Raw genomic sequence first — 15,721 nt, forward strand, 5'->3', positions numbered from 1 at the left:
TTATAGGACTATCACCTTCATACCGTCAACCAGGAAAATCGACCGTTCGGAAAAATTCTAAAAATCACCAATGATTTCAGGGTAATGGACGGAACTTCCCGTCGTCACCGCCCTGTCATCAAGACAACCCTGCGACGACGAAGGCGTTCCGCCGGCCCGAATCCTGCGGGAAGCGCCGAATACCGGCCGGAATCGCCAGGGGGACGGCGGCTTCAGAATTCACATCACGATTCGAAACCAGTAAGAGATTCGGCATGAGTGCGTCGGAAACAGACAAGAGCCGGACCTACGAGGCGATCCTGCGGGAAGCGGGCGTGCGCATCACGCGTCCACGCAAGGTGATCCTGTCCATCGTAGGGGGCCATGCCGACCATCCGGACGCGCTGGAAATCTATCGGCGCGCAGTTGCGATCGACCCGGCGATCTCCCTGTCCACCGTCTACCGGACGATGAAGCTGCTGGAAGAAAAGGGTGCGATCCACCGTCATGCCTTCGAAGGCGGGCCGTCGCGCTTCGAGCATGCCGCAGCCGAGCACCATGACCATCTGATCGACATGGACACCGGAGAGGTGGTCGAGTTCCACTCCGAACGGATCGAGGCGCTGCAGGAGGAGATCGCGCAGCGCCTCGGATATGAAATCGTCTTCCACCGCCTGGAGCTCTATGGGCGCAAGCGGCGGGCCCGTTGATCAGACCAGTTTCGCGTCCAGCGTCACCTCTATGGCGCCGAGCGCCTTGGAGATGGGGCAGTTTTCCTTGGCCTTGGCGGCGAGCTCCTGAAACTTCGAATCATCGATCCCCGGAACCTTGCCCTCCAGCGTGATCGCCGAAGACCTGATTTCGAAGCCGCCGGCCCCCTGTTCGACGCTGACGACGGAGCGTGCCTTCAACTCGTCGGCCGGGGTGCCGTTCTCGGCCAGGAAATGCGAGAGCTGCATGGCAAAGCAGCCGGCATGGGCTGCGGCAAGAAGCTCTTCCGGGTTGGTGCCGGACTTGCCGCTCTCGTCCTCGAATCGAGCCTTGAACGAGTAGCCGTGATTGTCGAGAGCGCCGGACTGGGTCGTCAGCGCGCCCTTTCCGTCGGCAAGGGCTCCGTTCCAGATCGCGGTTGCATGGCGTTTCATGCGTCGTCTCCATTCTAGTCGCCGCGGGTCGCGGCATTCGCTCGCAAAGATGGGGCCTCGGCGTCGCCCTTCCAGCCCGGCCTTCAAAAATGCGAAACCTTTTGGTCCGATGCTGCCGCGCGAACGCTGGAGGATGGCAATGATGACCGGCGAGATCCTGACCCATGCCGAGCCGGACCTGCTGGACCGCAAGACCGACTGGCTGAAACGGCTGGAAGGGCAGCGCGGCGTGAGCCCGAATACGCTGGAGGCTTACGAGCGCGATGTCCGCCAGCTCCTTGTCTTCCTGACGCGTCATCATGGGCGCCCTGCCCGCCTGGCGGACCTTGACGATCTGCCGCAGACGGACATCCGCAGCTTTCTGGCATCGCGGCAAACCGACGGCGTCGGGGCCCGGAGCCTGGCGCGCGGCTTGGCCGGCGTGCGCTCCTTCGTCCGTTTTCTGGAGCGTGACGGACAGGCCTCCAGCGCGTCGGTGCGCACGGCGCGGACGCCGCGGCTGCCGCGCCGCCTTCCGCGACCGCTGAGCCCGGCCGACGCCGTGACGGTGACGGACGAGGCCGGCGCCATGGCCACCGAGCCGTGGATCGCCGCCCGCAACGTGGCCGTGCTGACGCTGCTTTACGGTTGCGGCCTGCGCATTTCGGAAGCACTCGGCCTGCCGGGCGACAGCCTGACCGACAGCAGCGCCAGGTCCATGCGAATCGTCGGCAAGGGCGGCCGGGAACGACTGGTTCCGCTGCTGCCGGCCGTGCACAAGGCAGTAGAGGCCTATCGGGCGTCGTGTCCCTGGCATCTCGACGCGTCCGGCCCACTGTTTCGCGGTGCGCGCGGCGGCCCGCTGCGACCGCAGATCGTCCAGGCCGAAATGCAGCGGCTGCGCGGATTGATCGGCCTGCCCGATTCGGCAACGCCGCATGCCCTGCGCCACTCCTTCGCAACCCACCTTCTGGCCGGTGGCGGGGACCTGCGCACCATTCAGGACTTGCTGGGGCATGCCTCGCTTTCGACCACCCAGACTTATACGGGCGTGGACTCCGCCCGCCTGATGGCTGCGCATGCAGCCGCCCATCCCCGCGCCCGGAGGCCCCGCAATGTCACCTAGCCGCATCGCCGCCGTCGCGCTTGTCGCAGGACTGCTGGCCACATCGGGAATCGCCCTTGCCGCCGAAGACTGTCGTACCGGACGAGACCTGACCGCCGACTTCTCTCCTGCGCAGCGCAAGGCGGTCGCGGCGGCGGCGGCGGGAGAGGCCAATGGCGAGGGCAAGCTATACAGGCTCACCCGCGACGATACTCCGGCCAACATTCTGTTCGGCACCTTGCATGTGACGGACCCGCGCGTTCTGGCGCTGCCGGGCGCTGCGGAGCACGCGTTCCAAGCAGCGACGACGATGGTGATCGAAACCGCCGATCTTCTCGACGAGCGGAAGATGGCGGCGCTGATCCTGTCACGACCGGACCTGATGAACCTGCCTGACGGTCAGACATTGTCCGATCTTTTTTCCGGCAGCGACGCCACCCTTGTACAGGCCGGCCTGGAGGCGTCGGGCATGCCGGCCGCGACGGTGCGCACGATGCAACCGTGGTTCCTTGCAACCGGCCTGTTGATGCCGGCCTGCGAGCAGCGACGGATCGCAGAGGGGTCGAAACTTCTGGATCTCGATCTTGCCGACCGCGCAATGGCCGCGGGCAAGACGGTACTGGGCCTTGAAACCGGAGCGGAGCAGCTGGAGGCACTGGCGTCCATGCCGATGCCGGACCAGGCCGACATGCTGCTATCGGTTCTGCGGAACCGTGATCGCATGGACGATCTGTTCGAGACGATGACGGCTCTCTACCTGCGAGGCGACATCGCCGCCATCGTACCGGCAATGGAAGAGATCGCGCCCACCAGCGACGATTCGGAACGCTCGGCCGAAATCTGGCAGGCATTCGACGAGCGGATCGTGCGCCAGCGAAACCACCTCATGCGCCAGCGCGCGGAACCGATACTGGCCGAGGGCGGGGCCTTCATCGCCGTCGGGGCGCAACATCTGATCGGCACCGAAGGGCTCGTCGAACTGTTTCGACAGGACGGCTGGACCGTCGAACGCCTGGACTGATCCGGATACGAAAGGGCCCGGCCGAACTGGCCGGGCCTCGTCCGCACAGGATTTCGGATCGGACCTTACATGTGGATGGGCTTGGCGAAGGCGGCGAAGGCCGCCTCGCGCACGGCTTCCGACATGGTCGGGTGGGCATGGCAGGTGCGCGCCAGATCCTCGGACGATCCGCCGAACTCCATCAGTACGGCCGCCTCGGCGATCAGTTCGCCGGCACCGAAACCGACGATATGGACTCCCAGCACCTTGTCGGTGGCCTTGTCGGCCAGAACCTTCACCAGGCCGTCCGTGTGCAGCATGGCACGCGCCCGCCCATTGGCGGTAAAGGGAAACTTGCCGACGCGATACGCGATGCCGGCAGCTTTCAGCTCTTCTTCCGTCCGGCCGACGGAGGCGACTTCCGGCGCGGTGTAGACCACCGAGGGAATGACGCCGTAGTTCACGTGGCCGGCCTGGCCCGCAAGGATCTCGGCCAGGGCGACGCCTTCGTCCTCGGCCTTGTGGGCCAGCATCGGGCCCTTCACCACGTCGCCGATCGCATAGATGCCTTTGACGCTGGTGGCATAATGCCCGTCGATCTCGACGCGCCCTGCCTGGTCGAGCGCCACACCGACCTCCTCCAGCCCGAGGCCGGCCGTATAGGGACGGCGGCCCGTGGAGACCAGCACGACATCGGCTTCCAGCGTCACGGCATCGCCGCCGTTGACCGGCTCGAATGTCACGCGGCCCTTGCCGCCTTCTGCGGAAACGCCGGTGACCTTCGAGCTCAGGTTGAACTCCAGCCCCTGCTTGGCCAGCAGTTTCTGCAGGGTCGACGAGGCTTCCGCGTCCATGGAACCCAGGATCTTGTCGAGATACTCGACGACGGTGACTTTGGCGCCGAGACGCGACCAGACGGACCCGAGCTCCAGCCCGATGACGCCGCCGCCGACGACGATCATCGTCCCGGGCACCGCGGGCAGGGCGATGGCATCGTCCGAAGACACGACGACCTTGCCGTCGAAGGACAGCTCGACCCCTGGAATACCCGCCACTTCCGAACCGGTGGCGATGACGATCGACTTCGTCTGGAGCGTCTCGGCTGCGCCGTCCTCCTTCGTCACCGAAACCTCGGTCGGGGAAACGATCCGGCCGATGCCGATGTAACCGGTGATCTTGTTCTTCTTGAAGAGGAAGGCGATGCCGTCGACATTGGCCTTAACGGTCTTGTCCTTGTGCGTCAGCATGGCGTCGAGATCCAGCTTCGGATCCACGACGACGCCCAGCGCACCGAAGGAATGCTGCGCCTCGGCGAACATTTCCGAGGCATGCAGGAGCGCCTTGGAAGGAATGCAGCCGACATTGAGGCACGTGCCCCCGTAGGTTGCTCGCTTTTCGACGACGGCGACCTTGAGGCCCAGCTGTGCGGCCTTGATGGCGCAGACATAGCCGCCGGGCCCGGAACCGATCACCACGAGATCGAAAGTTTCAGCCATATTGGAAAGTCCAGTCCGATGTTCAAAGGAAACGGATGAGCATGAGGAACAGCCCGACGCAGGACGCGACGAAGGCGACACTGCGGAGATAGGGAATTCCGTAGATGTAGAGCGGCAGATAGACGAGGCGCGCGACGAACCAGAGCCACGCGCCGAAAGCCGCGACGCCGCCGCTGCGGGCCGTCACGGCCAAGCCCAGCGCAAGGGCGATGAAGGCCGGCCAGGTTTCGAGGTAGTTGCGAAGGGCGCGTTCGGCGCGCCCGGCCTTGGGGCCCAGGGGTTGCATCTCCTCGTCCCGCGGGCCGGCGTTCCACTCCAGTCCGCGTTCGCGGGTGGCCAGCCGCCCTTGCAGAAGGATGTGCACGAACAGGAGCACGACCGAGAAGCCGAGCACGAGAAGCTCTGTCGTCAGGGGAAGCTCGGTCATGTCCGCAACTCCTTGCCGCTTCGTCCGGAGCGGTCGATCTTCAGGGAAGTATGGCCCGTCCGCCGCTGACGTCCAGAATGGTGCCGGTGGAATAGGACGCCGAATCGGAGACCAGCCACAGGATCGCCTCCGCCACCTCGTCGGCCGTACCGGGCCGCCGCATCGGCAGGTTGGGCGTCATCTGCGCCACCCGGTCGGGACGCCCGCCGGAAGCGTGGATGTCGGTATCGATGATGCCGGGGCGAACCGCGGTGACGCGGACGCCATCCGCCGCAAGCTCGCGCGCCAGCCCAATCGTGAAGGTATCGATCGCACCCTTGCTGGCTGCATAGTCGATATTCTCTCCGCCCGCGCCCAGCTTCGCCGCGGCCGATGTCAGATTGACGATCGACCCGCCGTGTCCGCCGCGCGAATAAGCCATGCGGCGTGCCGCTTCCCGCGCGCACAGGAAACTGCCGAGGACGTTGATGCGGAAAGTGCGCTCCAGCCGGTCCGCGGTCATGTCCGCCAGAAGGCTGGGCTGGTCGAAGACGCCGGCATTGTTGACGAGGGCGGACAGCCTCCCCATGGCGTCGGCCGCGGCGAAAATGACTTCGACGTCGGCTTCGACGCCCACATCGCCCTTCACGCTTTCCGCCCTGCCCCCTGCGTCGCGAATCTGCCCGACGACCGACCCGGCCGCCGCCGCGTTGCTGGCATAGTTGACGAGCACCGCGTAGCCGGTGCTGGCCGCCTTGAGCGCGACCGCGGCGCCGATGCCCCGCGATCCGCCCGTAACCACCATGACACGCTCGACCATGACGCCGGCCCGATCAGAGATCCAGGACGAGGCGTTCCGGATCCTCCAGCGAATCCTTGACCCGCACGAGGAAGGTAACGGCTTCCTTGCCATCCACGATCCGGTGATCGTAGGACAACGCCAGATACATCATCGGCCGGATTTCAACCTTGCCGCCGATTGCCATCGGCCGCTCCTGGATCTTGTGCATGCCAAGAATGCCGGACTGCGGCGCGTTCAGGATCGGCGTCGACATCAGGGAGCCGTAGACGCCGCCGTTGGAGATGGTGAAGGTGCCGCCCTGCATGTCGGAAACCGACAGCTTGCCGTCACGCGCCGCGATGCCCAGACGGCCGATCTCCTTTTCGATCTCGGCGATGCCCATCTGGTCGGCATTGCGTACGACCGGCACGACAAGGCCCTTTTCGGTGCCGACCGCAACGCCGATATGGGCGAAGTTCTTGTAGATGAGGTCGGTGCCGTCGATCTCGGCGTTCACCGCCGGAATCTCCTTCAGCGCATGGCATACGGCCTTGGTGAAGAAGCCCATGAAGCCCAGCTTCACGCCATGCTTCTTCTCGAACAGATCCTTGTACTTCTTGCGCAGCTCCATCACCGCGGTCATGTCGACCTCGTTGAAGGTCGTCAGCATGGCCGCCGTGTTCTGCGCGTCCTTCAGCCGGCGCGCGATCGTCTGCCGGAGACGGGTCATCTTCACCCGTTCCTCGCGGGCGGCATCGGCCTCGCCGGAGGGCGCGCGTGCCGCTGCCGGGGCAGAGGCGGCGGGAGCCGAAGAACCCTTGGCGATGGCATCCAGCACATCGCCCTTCAGCACCTGGCCGCGCTTGCCGGAGCCCTGCACGTCGGCAGCCGCGATGCCCTTGTCGGCCATCATCTTCTGCGCCGACGGCGCCGCGGGCATGGAATCGCCATGGCTGGGGTTCGGCAGGGTCGTGTCGGAGCCGTCCTCGGCGCCTTCCCTGGGCGCCTTCTCGATCGTCTCGGCCGGCTTGGTCGAGGCCTTGGCCGGTGCGGCAGCGCCGGCGCCCTCGCCTTCGCCGATGATGCCGATCAGCGCACCCACCGCGACGGTCTCGCCTTCGTTGATGACGATCTCCTGCAGGATACCGGCGGATGGAGCCGGCACCTCGACGGTGACCTTGTCGGTTTCGAGCTCGGCGATCGTCTCGTCCTGCTCAACCCGGTCGCCCGCCTTCTTGAACCACTGGCCGATCGTGGCTTCCGTCACGCTTTCGCCGAGGGTCGGAACTTTGATTTCGGTGCTCATGGACGCTTCGTCTTCTCTTCCGGATTGACTTGAACGGTTCAGTTGCGGCCGGCCGGATCGCCGTTGCCGAGTGCATCCTCGAGGAAGGCCCCGAGTTGCTCCATATGCTTTGACATCGTGCCCGCCGCCGGCGATGCCGCAGCCTGCCGGCCGGTATAGCGCGCGCGGCGCTTGTCGGTGCCGATCCTGTCGAGAACCCACTCCAGATAGGGGTCGATGAAGCTCCAGGCACCCATGTTCTTGGGCTCTTCCTGGCACCAGACGATCTCGGCCTGCTTGAAGCGCGACAATTCGTTGATCAGCGCCTTGGCCGGGAACGGATAGAGCTGCTCGACGCGCAGCAGGTAAATATCGTCGATGCCGCGTTTCTCGCGCTCCTCGAGAAGGTCGTAATAGACCTTGCCGGAGCACAGGACGACCCGGCGGATCTTGGAATCCTTGACCAGCGAAATGTCGCCGACGCCCCGCTGCGCATCGTCGTGCAGCAGGCGGTGGAAGCTCGATTCGCCCGAGAAATCGGCCAGCGACGACACTGCCCGCTTGTGACGCAGCAGTGACTTCGGCGTCATCAGGATGAGCGGCTTGCGGAAATCGCGCTTCATCTGCCGCCGCAGGATATGGAAGTAGTTGGCCGGCGTGGTGACGTTGGCCACCTGCATGTTGTCCTGGGCGCATTGCTGCAGGAAGCGCTCCAGCCTGGCCGACGAGTGCTCCGGCCCCTGGCCCTCATAGCCGTGCGGAAGCAGCATCACCAGGCCCGACATGCGCAGCCACTTGGCCTCGCCGGACGAGATGAACTGGTCGATCACCACCTGCGCACCGTTGACGAAGTCGCCGAACTGGGCCTCCCAGAGCGTCAGGGCATTCGGCTCCGCCAGCGAGTAGCCGTACTCGAAGCCGAGGACCGCCTCTTCCGAAAGCATCGAGTTGATGACCTCGTACACCGCCTGGCCCTTTGCGATGTTCTGCAGCGGGATATAGCGGTTTTCACTGTCCTGGTCGTACAGCACCGAATGACGCTGGCTGAACGTGCCGCGCTCGGAGTCCTGTCCGGACAGGCGCACCGGATGCCCCTCGGCGACGAGGCTGCCGAAGGCCAGCGCCTCGCCCGTGGCCCAGTCGATCCCCTCGCCCGTCTCGATGGATTTGGCGCGGTTGTCGAGGAAGCGCTGGATGGTGCGATGAACCTGGAAGTCCGCCGGCACGTCGGTCAGCCGCTTGCCGATTTCCTTGAGCGTCTTGATGGGCAGAGCCGTCGTGCCGCTGCGCGGCTCGTCGTTGCTTTCGGCGCGGCGCAGGCCCGCCCAGGCCCCGTCGAGCCAGTCGGCCTTGTTGGGCTTGTAGCTCTGCCCGGCCTCGAACTCTGAGTCGAGCAGGCTGCGCCACTCGGCCTTGCGCGCGTCGACGTCCTCCTGCGAGATGACGCCCTCGTCGATCAGCTTGCGGGAATAGATCTCCAACGTCGTCGGATGATTGCGGATCTGCCGATACATGATGGGCTGCGTGAAGCCCGGCTCGTCGCCTTCGTTGTGGCCGAAGCGGCGATAGCAGAACATGTCGATGACCACCGGCTTGTGGAAGGTCATCCGGAATTCCGTGGCCACCTTCGCGGCATAGACGACCGCTTCCGGATCGTCGCCATTGACGTGGAAGATCGGGGCCTCGACGATCTTGGCGACATCCGACGGATAGGGCGACGACCGCGAGAAGCGCGGATTGGTCGTGAAGCCGATCTGGTTGTTGATGATCACATGGATCGAGCCGCCGACCCGATGCCCCTTGAGGCCGGACAGGCCGAAGCACTCGGCGACGACTCCCTGCCCCGCAAAGGCCGCGTCGCCGTGGATCAGCAGCGGCAGGACCTGGTTGCGCACCTCGGCCGGCACCACTTCGGTGCGGGTGCGCCCGCCGCCCAGCTGATCCTGCTTGGCGCGCGCCTTGCCCAGCACGACGGGGTTGACGATCTCGAGATGCGACGGGTTGGCCGTCAGCGACAGGTGAACCTTGTTGCTGTCGAACTCGCGGTCCGAAGACGCGCCGAGGTGATACTTCACGTCGCCCGAGCCTTCCACGTCGTCCGGGGCGTAGGAGCCCCCCTTGAACTCGTGGAAGATGGCGCGGTGCGGCTTGGCCATCACCTGCGACAGCACGTTGAGGCGGCCGCGGTGGGCCATGCCCAGGACGATCTCCTTGAGGCCGAGCTGGCCGCCGCGCTTGATGATCTGCTCCAGCGCGGGGATCAGCGATTCGCCGCCGTCGAGGCCGAAGCGCTTGGTTCCCTTGAACTTGACGTCCAGGAACTTCTCGAACCCTTCGGATTCGATCAGCTTGTTCAGGATGGCGCGCTTGCCCTCGCGGGTGAATTCCACGCCCTTGTCCGGCCCCTCGATGCGCTCCTGCAGCCAGGCCTTCTCGGCCGGGTTGGAGATGTGCATGAACTCGATGCCGATGGTGGAGCAATAGGTGCGCGACAGGATATCGACGATCTCGCGGATCGTCGCGAATTCGAGGCCGAGCACGTTGTCGATGTAGATCTTGCGGTCCATGTCGGCGGCGGTGAACCCGTAGGCCTCCGGCGACAGCTCGTTATAATCGTCTTCCGGCTGCGCCAGCCCCAGCGGGTCGAGCTTGGCGTGCAGATGGCCGCGAACGCGGAAGGCGCGGATCAGCATGAGGGCGCGCACCGAATCGCGCGTCGCCTGGCTGACCTGCCCGTCCGAAAGCTCGACGCCGTCGGCCTTGGCCTTCTCGCGCACTTTCTTCTCGACGCGGATTTCGGCCTGGCCCCAATCGCCGTCCAGCGCCGAGACGAGATCGCCGTTCGCCGCGATCGGCCAGTTGCGCCGCGCCCACGAGGCGCCTTCCGCATTCTTGCGAACCGTCGCCTTGTCGTCCTTCAACTCGCCGAAGAAGGAACGCCATTCCTCGTCGACGGAGGCGGGGTTTTCTTCGTAAGCGGCGTAAAGCTCCTCGATATAGTCGGCATTGCCGCCATACAGGAAGGAGGTGAGCGCGAAGGTTTCGTTCGCCGGATTGCGTGCCATCTCGTCTTCGCGGCGCATGCCTGGTGCGCCGTCTCCCAGATTGTATTGCGCCGAAGGACCGTCATGGCCCTCTTTTCACGCTGACGCCGGCGTAGCCGCCGCCACGCCGGTTATGCTGAACATTCCGGCCGAAGATAGGTCTTCGGCCGGCGATTTTGAGGGGCTTGCCGTTTCAGCCCTTCAACACTTCGGCAAGCGTCTTGCCGAGGCGGGCCGGCGAAGGCGATACGCGGATGCCCGCCGCCTCCATGGCCGCGATCTTGGATTCGGCATCGCCCTTGCCGCCGGAAACCACCGCACCGGCATGGCCCATGGTGCGGCCCTTGGGCGCCGTGCGGCCGGCAATGAACCCGACCATCGGCTTCTTGCGGCCCTTCTTCGCCTCGTCGGCCAGGAACTGGGCGGCGTCTTCCTCGGCCGAGCCGCCGATTTCACCGATCATGATGATCGAATGGGTCGCCTCGTCGGCCAGGAACATCTCCAGCACGTCGATGAATTCGGTGCCCTTGACCGGGTCGCCGCCGATGCCCACCGCCGTCGTCTGGCCCAGGCCCTCGTTGGAGGTCTGGAAGACGGCTTCGTAGGTCAACGTGCCGGAGCGCGACACGATGCCGACATTGCCCTTGCGGAAGATGGAGCCCGGCATGATGCCGATCTTGCATTCCTCGGGCGTCAGCACGCCCGGGCAGTTGGGACCGAGCAGCCGCGACTTCGACGTTTCGAGGCGCGCCTTGACACGCACCATGTCGAGCACGGGGATGCCCTCCGTGATGCAGACGATGAAGGGAACCTCTGCCTCGATCGCCTCGATGATGGCGTCGGCCGCCCCGGCCGGCGGCACGTAGATGACGGAGGCATCGGCGCCGGTGCGCTCGCGCGCCTCGGCGACGCTGGCGAAGATGGGCAGTTCCTCGCCCTTCGAGCCGTGCCAGGTTTCCCCGCCCTTCTTGGGATGGATGCCGGCCACCATCTGGGTGCCGTAGTAGGCAAGCGCCTGTTCCGTGTGGAACGTGCCGGTCTTGCCGGTAAGGCCCTGGACCAGAACCTTGGTGTTCTTGTTGACGAGAATGGACATCGTGTTTCTTTCGAACTCCGGAGGGGTCGATGGGCTGGTTCAGGCGACAGCCGCGACGATCTTCTGGGCGGCGTCGTCCAGGTCGTCCGCTGCGGTGATGGCGAGGCCCGATTCATTCAGGATCTTCTTGCCCAGCTCGACATTGGTGCCTTCGAGCCGCACGACGAGCGGAACCTTCAGCCCCACTTCCTTGACGGCCGCGACCACGCCCTCGGCGATGATGTCGCACCGCATGATGCCGCCGAAGATGTTGACGAGGATGCCCTTCACGTTGGGATCGGCGGTGATGATCTTGAAGGCCGCTGTGACCTTTTCCTTGCTGGCGCCGCCGCCGACATCGAGGAAGTTGGCCGGCTCCTTGCCGTAGAGCTTGATGATGTCCATCGTCGCCATGGCAAGGCCGGCGCCGTTGACCATGCAGCCGATGTCGCCATCGAGCGCCACATAGGCGAGGTCGTACTTGGACGCCTCGATCTCCTTGGCGTCTTCCTCGGTCGTGTCGCGCAGCTCGCGGATATCCTCGTGGCGGAAGAGTGCATTGCCGTCGAAGGAAACCTTGGCGTCGAGGACGCGCAGGTGCCCGTCGGTCATGACGATCAGCGGGTTCACTTCCAGAAGGGACATGTCCTTCTCGACGAAGGCATTGTACAGCGCCGGGAACAGCTTTTCGCCATCGGTGCGCGCGGCGCCGTCGAGGCCGTAGGCATCGCTGATGCGGGCGGCGTCCTCGGCCGTCACGCCGGTTGCCGGGTCGATGGCGACGGTGATGATCTTTTCGGGCGTGTCGTGCGCCACCGCCTCGATATCCATGCCGCCTTCCGTCGAGACGACGAAGGCGACGCGACCGACCGAGCGGTCGACGAGCAGCGACAGATAGAGCTCGCGGTCGATGTCGGCGCCGTCCTCGATGTACAGGCGGTTGACCTGCTTGCCGGCGTCGCCCGTCTGGGCCGTCACCAGCGTGTTGCCGAGCATCTCGCCGACATTGGCGACGACGTCTTCGACGGACTTGGCCAGCCGCACGCCGCCCTTGGCATCGGCGCCGAGTTCCTTGAACTTGCCCTTGCCGCGGCCGCCTGCATGGATCTGGCTTTTCACGACGTAAAGAGGGCCAGGCAACTGGCGGGCCGCGGCCTCCGCCTGGGATACCTCGGTGACCACGACGCCCTCGGCGACGGGCGCACCGAAGCCCTTGAGAACCTGCTTGGCCTGATATTCGTGGATGTTCATGGAAGATGGTCCTCGTGTTTCGCCTGGCGGCGCAACGGATGGAAAAACCGCCGCCCGGTGCGGGCGGCGGCAAGGCTTTTACTTGAGGTTCGGCGCGATGCCCTGGCAGGCTTCCATCAGGCCCTTCACGGAGCCGACCGATTTCTCGAACGCGGTCTTTTCGTCGCCGTTCAATTCGATCTCGATGATGCGCTCCACGCCTTCCGCGCCGATAACGACGGGCACGCCCACATAAAGGTCGTTCTGGCCATATTCGCCCTTCAGGGCCGCAGCGGCCGGCAGCACGCGCTTCTTGTCCTTCAGGTAGCTCTCGGCCATCACGATGGCCGACGCGGCCGGCGCGTAATAGGCCGACCCCGTCTTGAGCAGGCCGACGATCTCCGCGCCGCCGTCACGCGTGCGCTGGACGATTTCCTCGAGACGCTCGGCCGTCAGCCAGCCCATCTTGACGAGGTCGGTCAACGGAATACCGGCAACGGTGGAGTAGCGCGTCAGCGGCACCATCGTGTCGCCATGGCCGCCCAGCACGAATGCGGTGACGTCTTCCACCGAAACCTTGAACTCTTCGGCCAGGAAGTGGCGGAAGCGGGCCGAATCGAGCACGCCGGCCATTCCGACGACCTTCGCCTTGGGCAGGCCCGAAAACTTCTGCAGCGCCCACACCATGGCGTCGAGCGGGTTGGTGATGCAGATGACGAAGGCGTCGGGCGCGTATTTGGCGATGCCCGCGCCCACCTGCTCCATCACCTTGAGGTTGATGCCGAGGAGATCGTCGCGGCTCATGCCGGGCTTGCGGGCAACGCCGGCCGTCACGATGCAGACGTCCGCGCCCTCGATGGCGGCATAGTCGTTGGCGCCGGACAGGCGGGCGTCGAAGCCTTCGACCGGAGAGGATTCCGCGATATCGAGCGCCTTGCCCTGCGGGGTCCCCTCGGCGATGTCGAAGAGGACGATATCGCCCAGTTCCTTGAGGCCGGCCAGGTGGGCCAGCGTGCCACCGATCATGCCGGAGCCGATGAGAGCGATCTTAGAACGTGCCATGTTTCCCTTGTCCCTGCCGGTGATGCAGCGGGCGCAATACCACCCGTGTGCCGGACGCAATAGACGCATGCGAGGTCAAAGACAATCTCCGAGGCCTCCGCATCAATGCATTCAACCGTTTAGAAGAAGTGGGAGTTACGTAAACGTAATTCAGATTTCCGTGCGTGGCGAACGCGCTGGCGGATAACACCCCCGTCGAAAAGATTTTTGCGCTGCGGCATCGCTCAGGGGGTCGTTCTGCGCTGGGCTGCCTCTCCGGCATGCGCACGATAATCCTCCGAACGCATCTCCGTCAGGCGGGACACCGTCCGGGCGAACTCGAAGGCTTCCGTTCCGCCTTTCGCCTCATAAAGGTCTTCCGCGGGGGCGGCGGCCGACAGGACGACATCCTTGCCCGCATCGTAGAAGGCGTCCACCAGGATGATGAACCGTTTGGCCTCGTTGCGCTCCGCCCGCGTCAGGCGCGGCACGCCCTCGATGACGATCGCATCGAAGCGCTTTGCCATCTCCAGATAATCGCGTGCACCGAGCGGGCGTCCCATGAGGTCGGCAAAGGAAAACCGCGCGGCGCGGTTGCCCGACCGCGGAACATCGATCGTTCGGCCGGTCACCGACAGGGAGGTTGCGCGCTCCGGCGCACCGGCCAGCATGCGCGACCAGATGGCATCGACGGCCTTGTCGGCCTCGGGGCCCAGCGGCGTTACGTAAAGCTCGTCCCCGCCCAGCTTGGTCATGCGGTAATCCTGCGGCGCATCCAGCTCGAACAGTTCGGCATTGCGTTTCAGGATGTCGATGAAGGGCAGGAAGAGACTGCGATTGAGCCCGTCGCGATACAGATCGTCCGGAGCGACGTTGGATGTCGCCACCAGGATGACGCCGGCCTCGAAGAGCGCCGTGAACAGCCGCGCCAGGATCATGGCGTCGGCGATGTCGGTTACGGTGAACTCGTCGAAGCAAAGCAGCTGCGCTTCCCGGGCGATCGCCTCCGCGACCGGCGGGATCGGATCGTCACCCCGCGCCCGGCCGTCCTTGACGGATTGCCGGTGCGCCTTGATGCGATCGTGCACGTCGGACATAAAGGCATGAAAATGCACGCGGCGCTTTGGCATGCCGGACACTGTGTCGTAAAACATGTCCATCATCATGGACTTGCCCCGACCGACCTGCCCGTAGATGTAGAGACCCTTGACCGGCTCCGGGCGGCTGCGCCCGAAAAGCCAGCCGAGCGCGCTCTTCTTGGACGACAGCGAACGGCTCTTGATCGCACGGGCCAGCACGTCCAGCCTGTCGGCAAGGCGGCGCTGGATTTCGTCCGGCGTTATGGTCGCGTCGCGGATACGGCGTTCGAGCTCGGTCCTGACCGGACCGCGCTCGCTGCCCGGTACCCCGTATCCGACGTTCTGCGGCATCTGCCCTCGCGGCTCATGCGGGCGTCGCCCGAGGCGACGCCCTGCTCTTCGGCGTCAGCGGTAGAGGCTGATCTGCGTTCCGCTGGAGGTGGTGCCTTCGAAGCGCGTGCCGCCCGTATTGTTGAGCGTCGCAACGGTGCCGCCCTGGTTGTCCTTCAGCACGACCTGGCTGCCCGAGACGTCCCACGCGGAAATGTCGGCCACCTGGCCGGGGCAGCCCCGCGACGCTGCGCGATAACCGCCCGTCCACTGCGTCAACGCCATGAAGATCTGGCAGTTGCCGCCGCCGGCCGAGACACGCCAGGCGCCGACCAGCCCTTCCCGCGTCACCGGCGCGGTGGAGGCGGACTGGGCGGGGGCGGCGCCCGGGGCGGCCGAAGCGTCCGTCGGCGTCGTGCCGGCAGCCGGCGCCGGAGGCGCGGGCGGCGGCGGAAGCTGGTTGGAATAGACCTGTCCGGTCGGCGCGGGCGTCAACGGGGCCGGCTGGCCGTAGCCACCGCCGCCCAGCGACGGCCCGGCCGTCTGCGTGCAGCCGGCCAGCATCGCCAGGGCCAGAGTAGCCGCACCCGTCTTGATCCATTGCGTCATGCGCCGATCCCTCTCTATCGCGTCCGCCCGACCTGACTTGGCCGGACCGGGACATAAGCCTTGCGTCGACCTTCAAGATAATTTTTTAGCGGGCTTCGCAAGGGGCGGACACCCCAAACCCGAATCGACAGGCCGCA

At 65.4% G+C, this 15,721-nt stretch carries 14 protein-coding genes; 3 read left to right on the top strand and 11 right to left on the bottom strand.

Features of this window, described 5'->3' with window-relative positions:
- The first annotated feature begins 254 nt into the window (after positions 1 to 254).
- The gene (locus NDN16_RS18780) at positions 255 to 689 is read left to right on the top strand and encodes a Fur family transcriptional regulator (protein WP_251114991.1); all 435 of its coding nucleotides are present in this window, start codon (positions 255 to 257) and stop codon (positions 687 to 689) included.
- Here NDN16_RS18780 and NDN16_RS18785 read toward each other — a convergent pair whose 3' ends face one another.
- Complete coding sequence (locus tag NDN16_RS18785; protein WP_251114992.1) at positions 690 to 1,124, bottom strand: OsmC family protein; 435 nt, start codon at positions 1,122 to 1,124, stop codon at positions 690 to 692.
- A 142-nt stretch (positions 1,125 to 1,266) separates the two neighbouring features.
- Between NDN16_RS18785 and NDN16_RS18790 the strand changes: the two genes are divergently transcribed.
- Positions 1,267 to 2,229, top strand: a complete 963-nt coding sequence (locus NDN16_RS18790; protein ID WP_251114993.1) for a tyrosine recombinase XerC — start codon at positions 1,267 to 1,269, stop codon at positions 2,227 to 2,229.
- Positions 2,219 to 3,229, top strand: coding sequence for a TraB/GumN family protein (locus NDN16_RS18795; RefSeq protein ID WP_251114994.1), 1,011 nt, complete (start codon positions 2,219 to 2,221; stop codon positions 3,227 to 3,229). Before NDN16_RS18790 ends, NDN16_RS18795 begins: the two co-directional genes overlap by 11 nt.
- Positions 3,230 to 3,294: 65 nt before the next feature.
- Here NDN16_RS18795 and lpdA read toward each other — a convergent pair whose 3' ends face one another.
- The 10 genes from lpdA to NDN16_RS18845 all read right to left on the bottom strand — a co-directional run bounded on the left by lpdA (position 3,295) and on the right by NDN16_RS18845 (position 15,584).
- Positions 3,295 to 4,704, bottom strand: coding sequence for a dihydrolipoyl dehydrogenase (lpdA, locus tag NDN16_RS18800; RefSeq protein ID WP_251114995.1), 1,410 nt, complete (start codon positions 4,702 to 4,704; stop codon positions 3,295 to 3,297).
- 22 nt (positions 4,705 to 4,726) lie between these two features.
- Positions 4,727 to 5,131: an MAPEG family protein gene (locus tag NDN16_RS18805; protein ID WP_251114996.1), complete on the bottom strand. Its 405-nt coding sequence runs from the start codon at positions 5,129 to 5,131 to the stop codon at positions 4,727 to 4,729.
- 40 nt (positions 5,132 to 5,171) lie between these two features.
- On the bottom strand, positions 5,172 to 5,930 hold the full coding sequence (locus NDN16_RS18810; protein ID WP_251114997.1) for an SDR family oxidoreductase: 759 nt from the start codon (positions 5,928 to 5,930) through the stop codon (positions 5,172 to 5,174).
- A 13-nt stretch (positions 5,931 to 5,943) separates the two neighbouring features.
- The gene (odhB, locus tag NDN16_RS18815) at positions 5,944 to 7,197 is read right to left on the bottom strand and encodes a 2-oxoglutarate dehydrogenase complex dihydrolipoyllysine-residue succinyltransferase (protein WP_251114998.1); all 1,254 of its coding nucleotides are present in this window, start codon (positions 7,195 to 7,197) and stop codon (positions 5,944 to 5,946) included.
- A gap of 38 nt (positions 7,198 to 7,235) precedes the next feature.
- Positions 7,236 to 10,241: a 2-oxoglutarate dehydrogenase E1 component gene (locus tag NDN16_RS18820; RefSeq protein WP_435301131.1), complete on the bottom strand. Its 3,006-nt coding sequence runs from the start codon at positions 10,239 to 10,241 to the stop codon at positions 7,236 to 7,238.
- Between the two features lie 172 nt (positions 10,242 to 10,413).
- The gene (sucD, locus tag NDN16_RS18825; RefSeq protein ID WP_251115000.1) at positions 10,414 to 11,316 is read right to left on the bottom strand and encodes a succinate--CoA ligase subunit alpha; all 903 of its coding nucleotides are present in this window, start codon (positions 11,314 to 11,316) and stop codon (positions 10,414 to 10,416) included.
- Between the two features lie 39 nt (positions 11,317 to 11,355).
- Positions 11,356 to 12,546 carry an ADP-forming succinate--CoA ligase subunit beta gene (gene sucC / locus NDN16_RS18830; RefSeq protein WP_251115001.1) on the bottom strand — a complete coding sequence of 397 codons (1,191 nt, stop codon included), beginning with the start codon at positions 12,544 to 12,546 and terminating at the stop codon, positions 11,356 to 11,358.
- Positions 12,547 to 12,624: 78 nt separating this feature from the next.
- Positions 12,625 to 13,587 (bottom strand): malate dehydrogenase, encoded by a 963-nt coding sequence (gene mdh, locus NDN16_RS18835; protein ID WP_251115002.1) that lies wholly within the window; start codon positions 13,585 to 13,587, stop codon positions 12,625 to 12,627.
- 224 nt (positions 13,588 to 13,811) lie between these two features.
- A complete protein-coding gene (gene zapE / locus NDN16_RS18840; protein ID WP_251115003.1) occupies positions 13,812 to 14,996 on the bottom strand; it encodes a cell division protein ZapE in 1,185 nt (394 codons plus the stop codon).
- A 54-nt stretch (positions 14,997 to 15,050) separates the two neighbouring features.
- Positions 15,051 to 15,584 carry a protease inhibitor Inh/omp19 family protein gene (locus NDN16_RS18845; RefSeq protein WP_251115004.1) on the bottom strand — a complete coding sequence of 178 codons (534 nt, stop codon included), beginning with the start codon at positions 15,582 to 15,584 and terminating at the stop codon, positions 15,051 to 15,053.
- Between the last annotated feature and the right edge of the window lie 137 nt (positions 15,585 to 15,721).

This window comes from Aureimonas altamirensis, assembly GCF_023702225.1.
GTDB lineage: Bacteria > Pseudomonadota > Alphaproteobacteria > Rhizobiales > Rhizobiaceae > Aureimonas > Aureimonas altamirensis_B.

Excerpts from the sequence above, each read along its gene's own strand:
- NDN16_RS18805 (WP_251114996.1), bottom strand. The coding sequence starts at position 5,131 with ATGACCGAGCTTCCCCTGACGACAGAGCTTCTCGTGCTCGGCTTCTCG.
- zapE (WP_251115003.1), bottom strand. The coding sequence starts at position 14,996 with ATGCCGCAGAACGTCGGATACGGGGTACCGGGCAGCGAGCGCGGTCCG.
- odhB (WP_251114998.1), bottom strand. The coding sequence starts at position 7,197 with ATGAGCACCGAAATCAAAGTTCCGACCCTCGGCGAAAGCGTGACGGAA.
- NDN16_RS18810 (WP_251114997.1), bottom strand. The coding sequence starts at position 5,930 with ATGGTCGAGCGTGTCATGGTGGTTACGGGCGGATCGCGGGGCATCGGC.
- NDN16_RS18785 (WP_251114992.1), bottom strand. The coding sequence starts at position 1,124 with ATGAAACGCCATGCAACCGCGATCTGGAACGGAGCCCTTGCCGACGGA.
- sucC (WP_251115001.1), bottom strand. The coding sequence starts at position 12,546 with ATGAACATCCACGAATATCAGGCCAAGCAGGTTCTCAAGGGCTTCGGT.
- NDN16_RS18795 (WP_251114994.1), top strand. The coding sequence starts at position 2,219 with ATGTCACCTAGCCGCATCGCCGCCGTCGCGCTTGTCGCAGGACTGCTG.
- sucD (WP_251115000.1), bottom strand. The coding sequence starts at position 11,316 with ATGTCCATTCTCGTCAACAAGAACACCAAGGTTCTGGTCCAGGGCCTT.
- NDN16_RS18790 (WP_251114993.1), top strand. The coding sequence starts at position 1,267 with ATGACCGGCGAGATCCTGACCCATGCCGAGCCGGACCTGCTGGACCGC.
- NDN16_RS18845 (WP_251115004.1), bottom strand. The coding sequence starts at position 15,584 with ATGACGCAATGGATCAAGACGGGTGCGGCTACTCTGGCCCTGGCGATG.
- mdh (WP_251115002.1), bottom strand. The coding sequence starts at position 13,587 with ATGGCACGTTCTAAGATCGCTCTCATCGGCTCCGGCATGATCGGTGGC.
- lpdA (WP_251114995.1), bottom strand. The coding sequence starts at position 4,704 with ATGGCTGAAACTTTCGATCTCGTGGTGATCGGTTCCGGGCCCGGCGGC.
- NDN16_RS18780 (WP_251114991.1), top strand. The coding sequence starts at position 255 with ATGAGTGCGTCGGAAACAGACAAGAGCCGGACCTACGAGGCGATCCTG.
- NDN16_RS18820 (WP_435301131.1), bottom strand. The coding sequence starts at position 10,241 with ATGGCACGCAATCCGGCGAACGAAACCTTCGCGCTCACCTCCTTCCTG.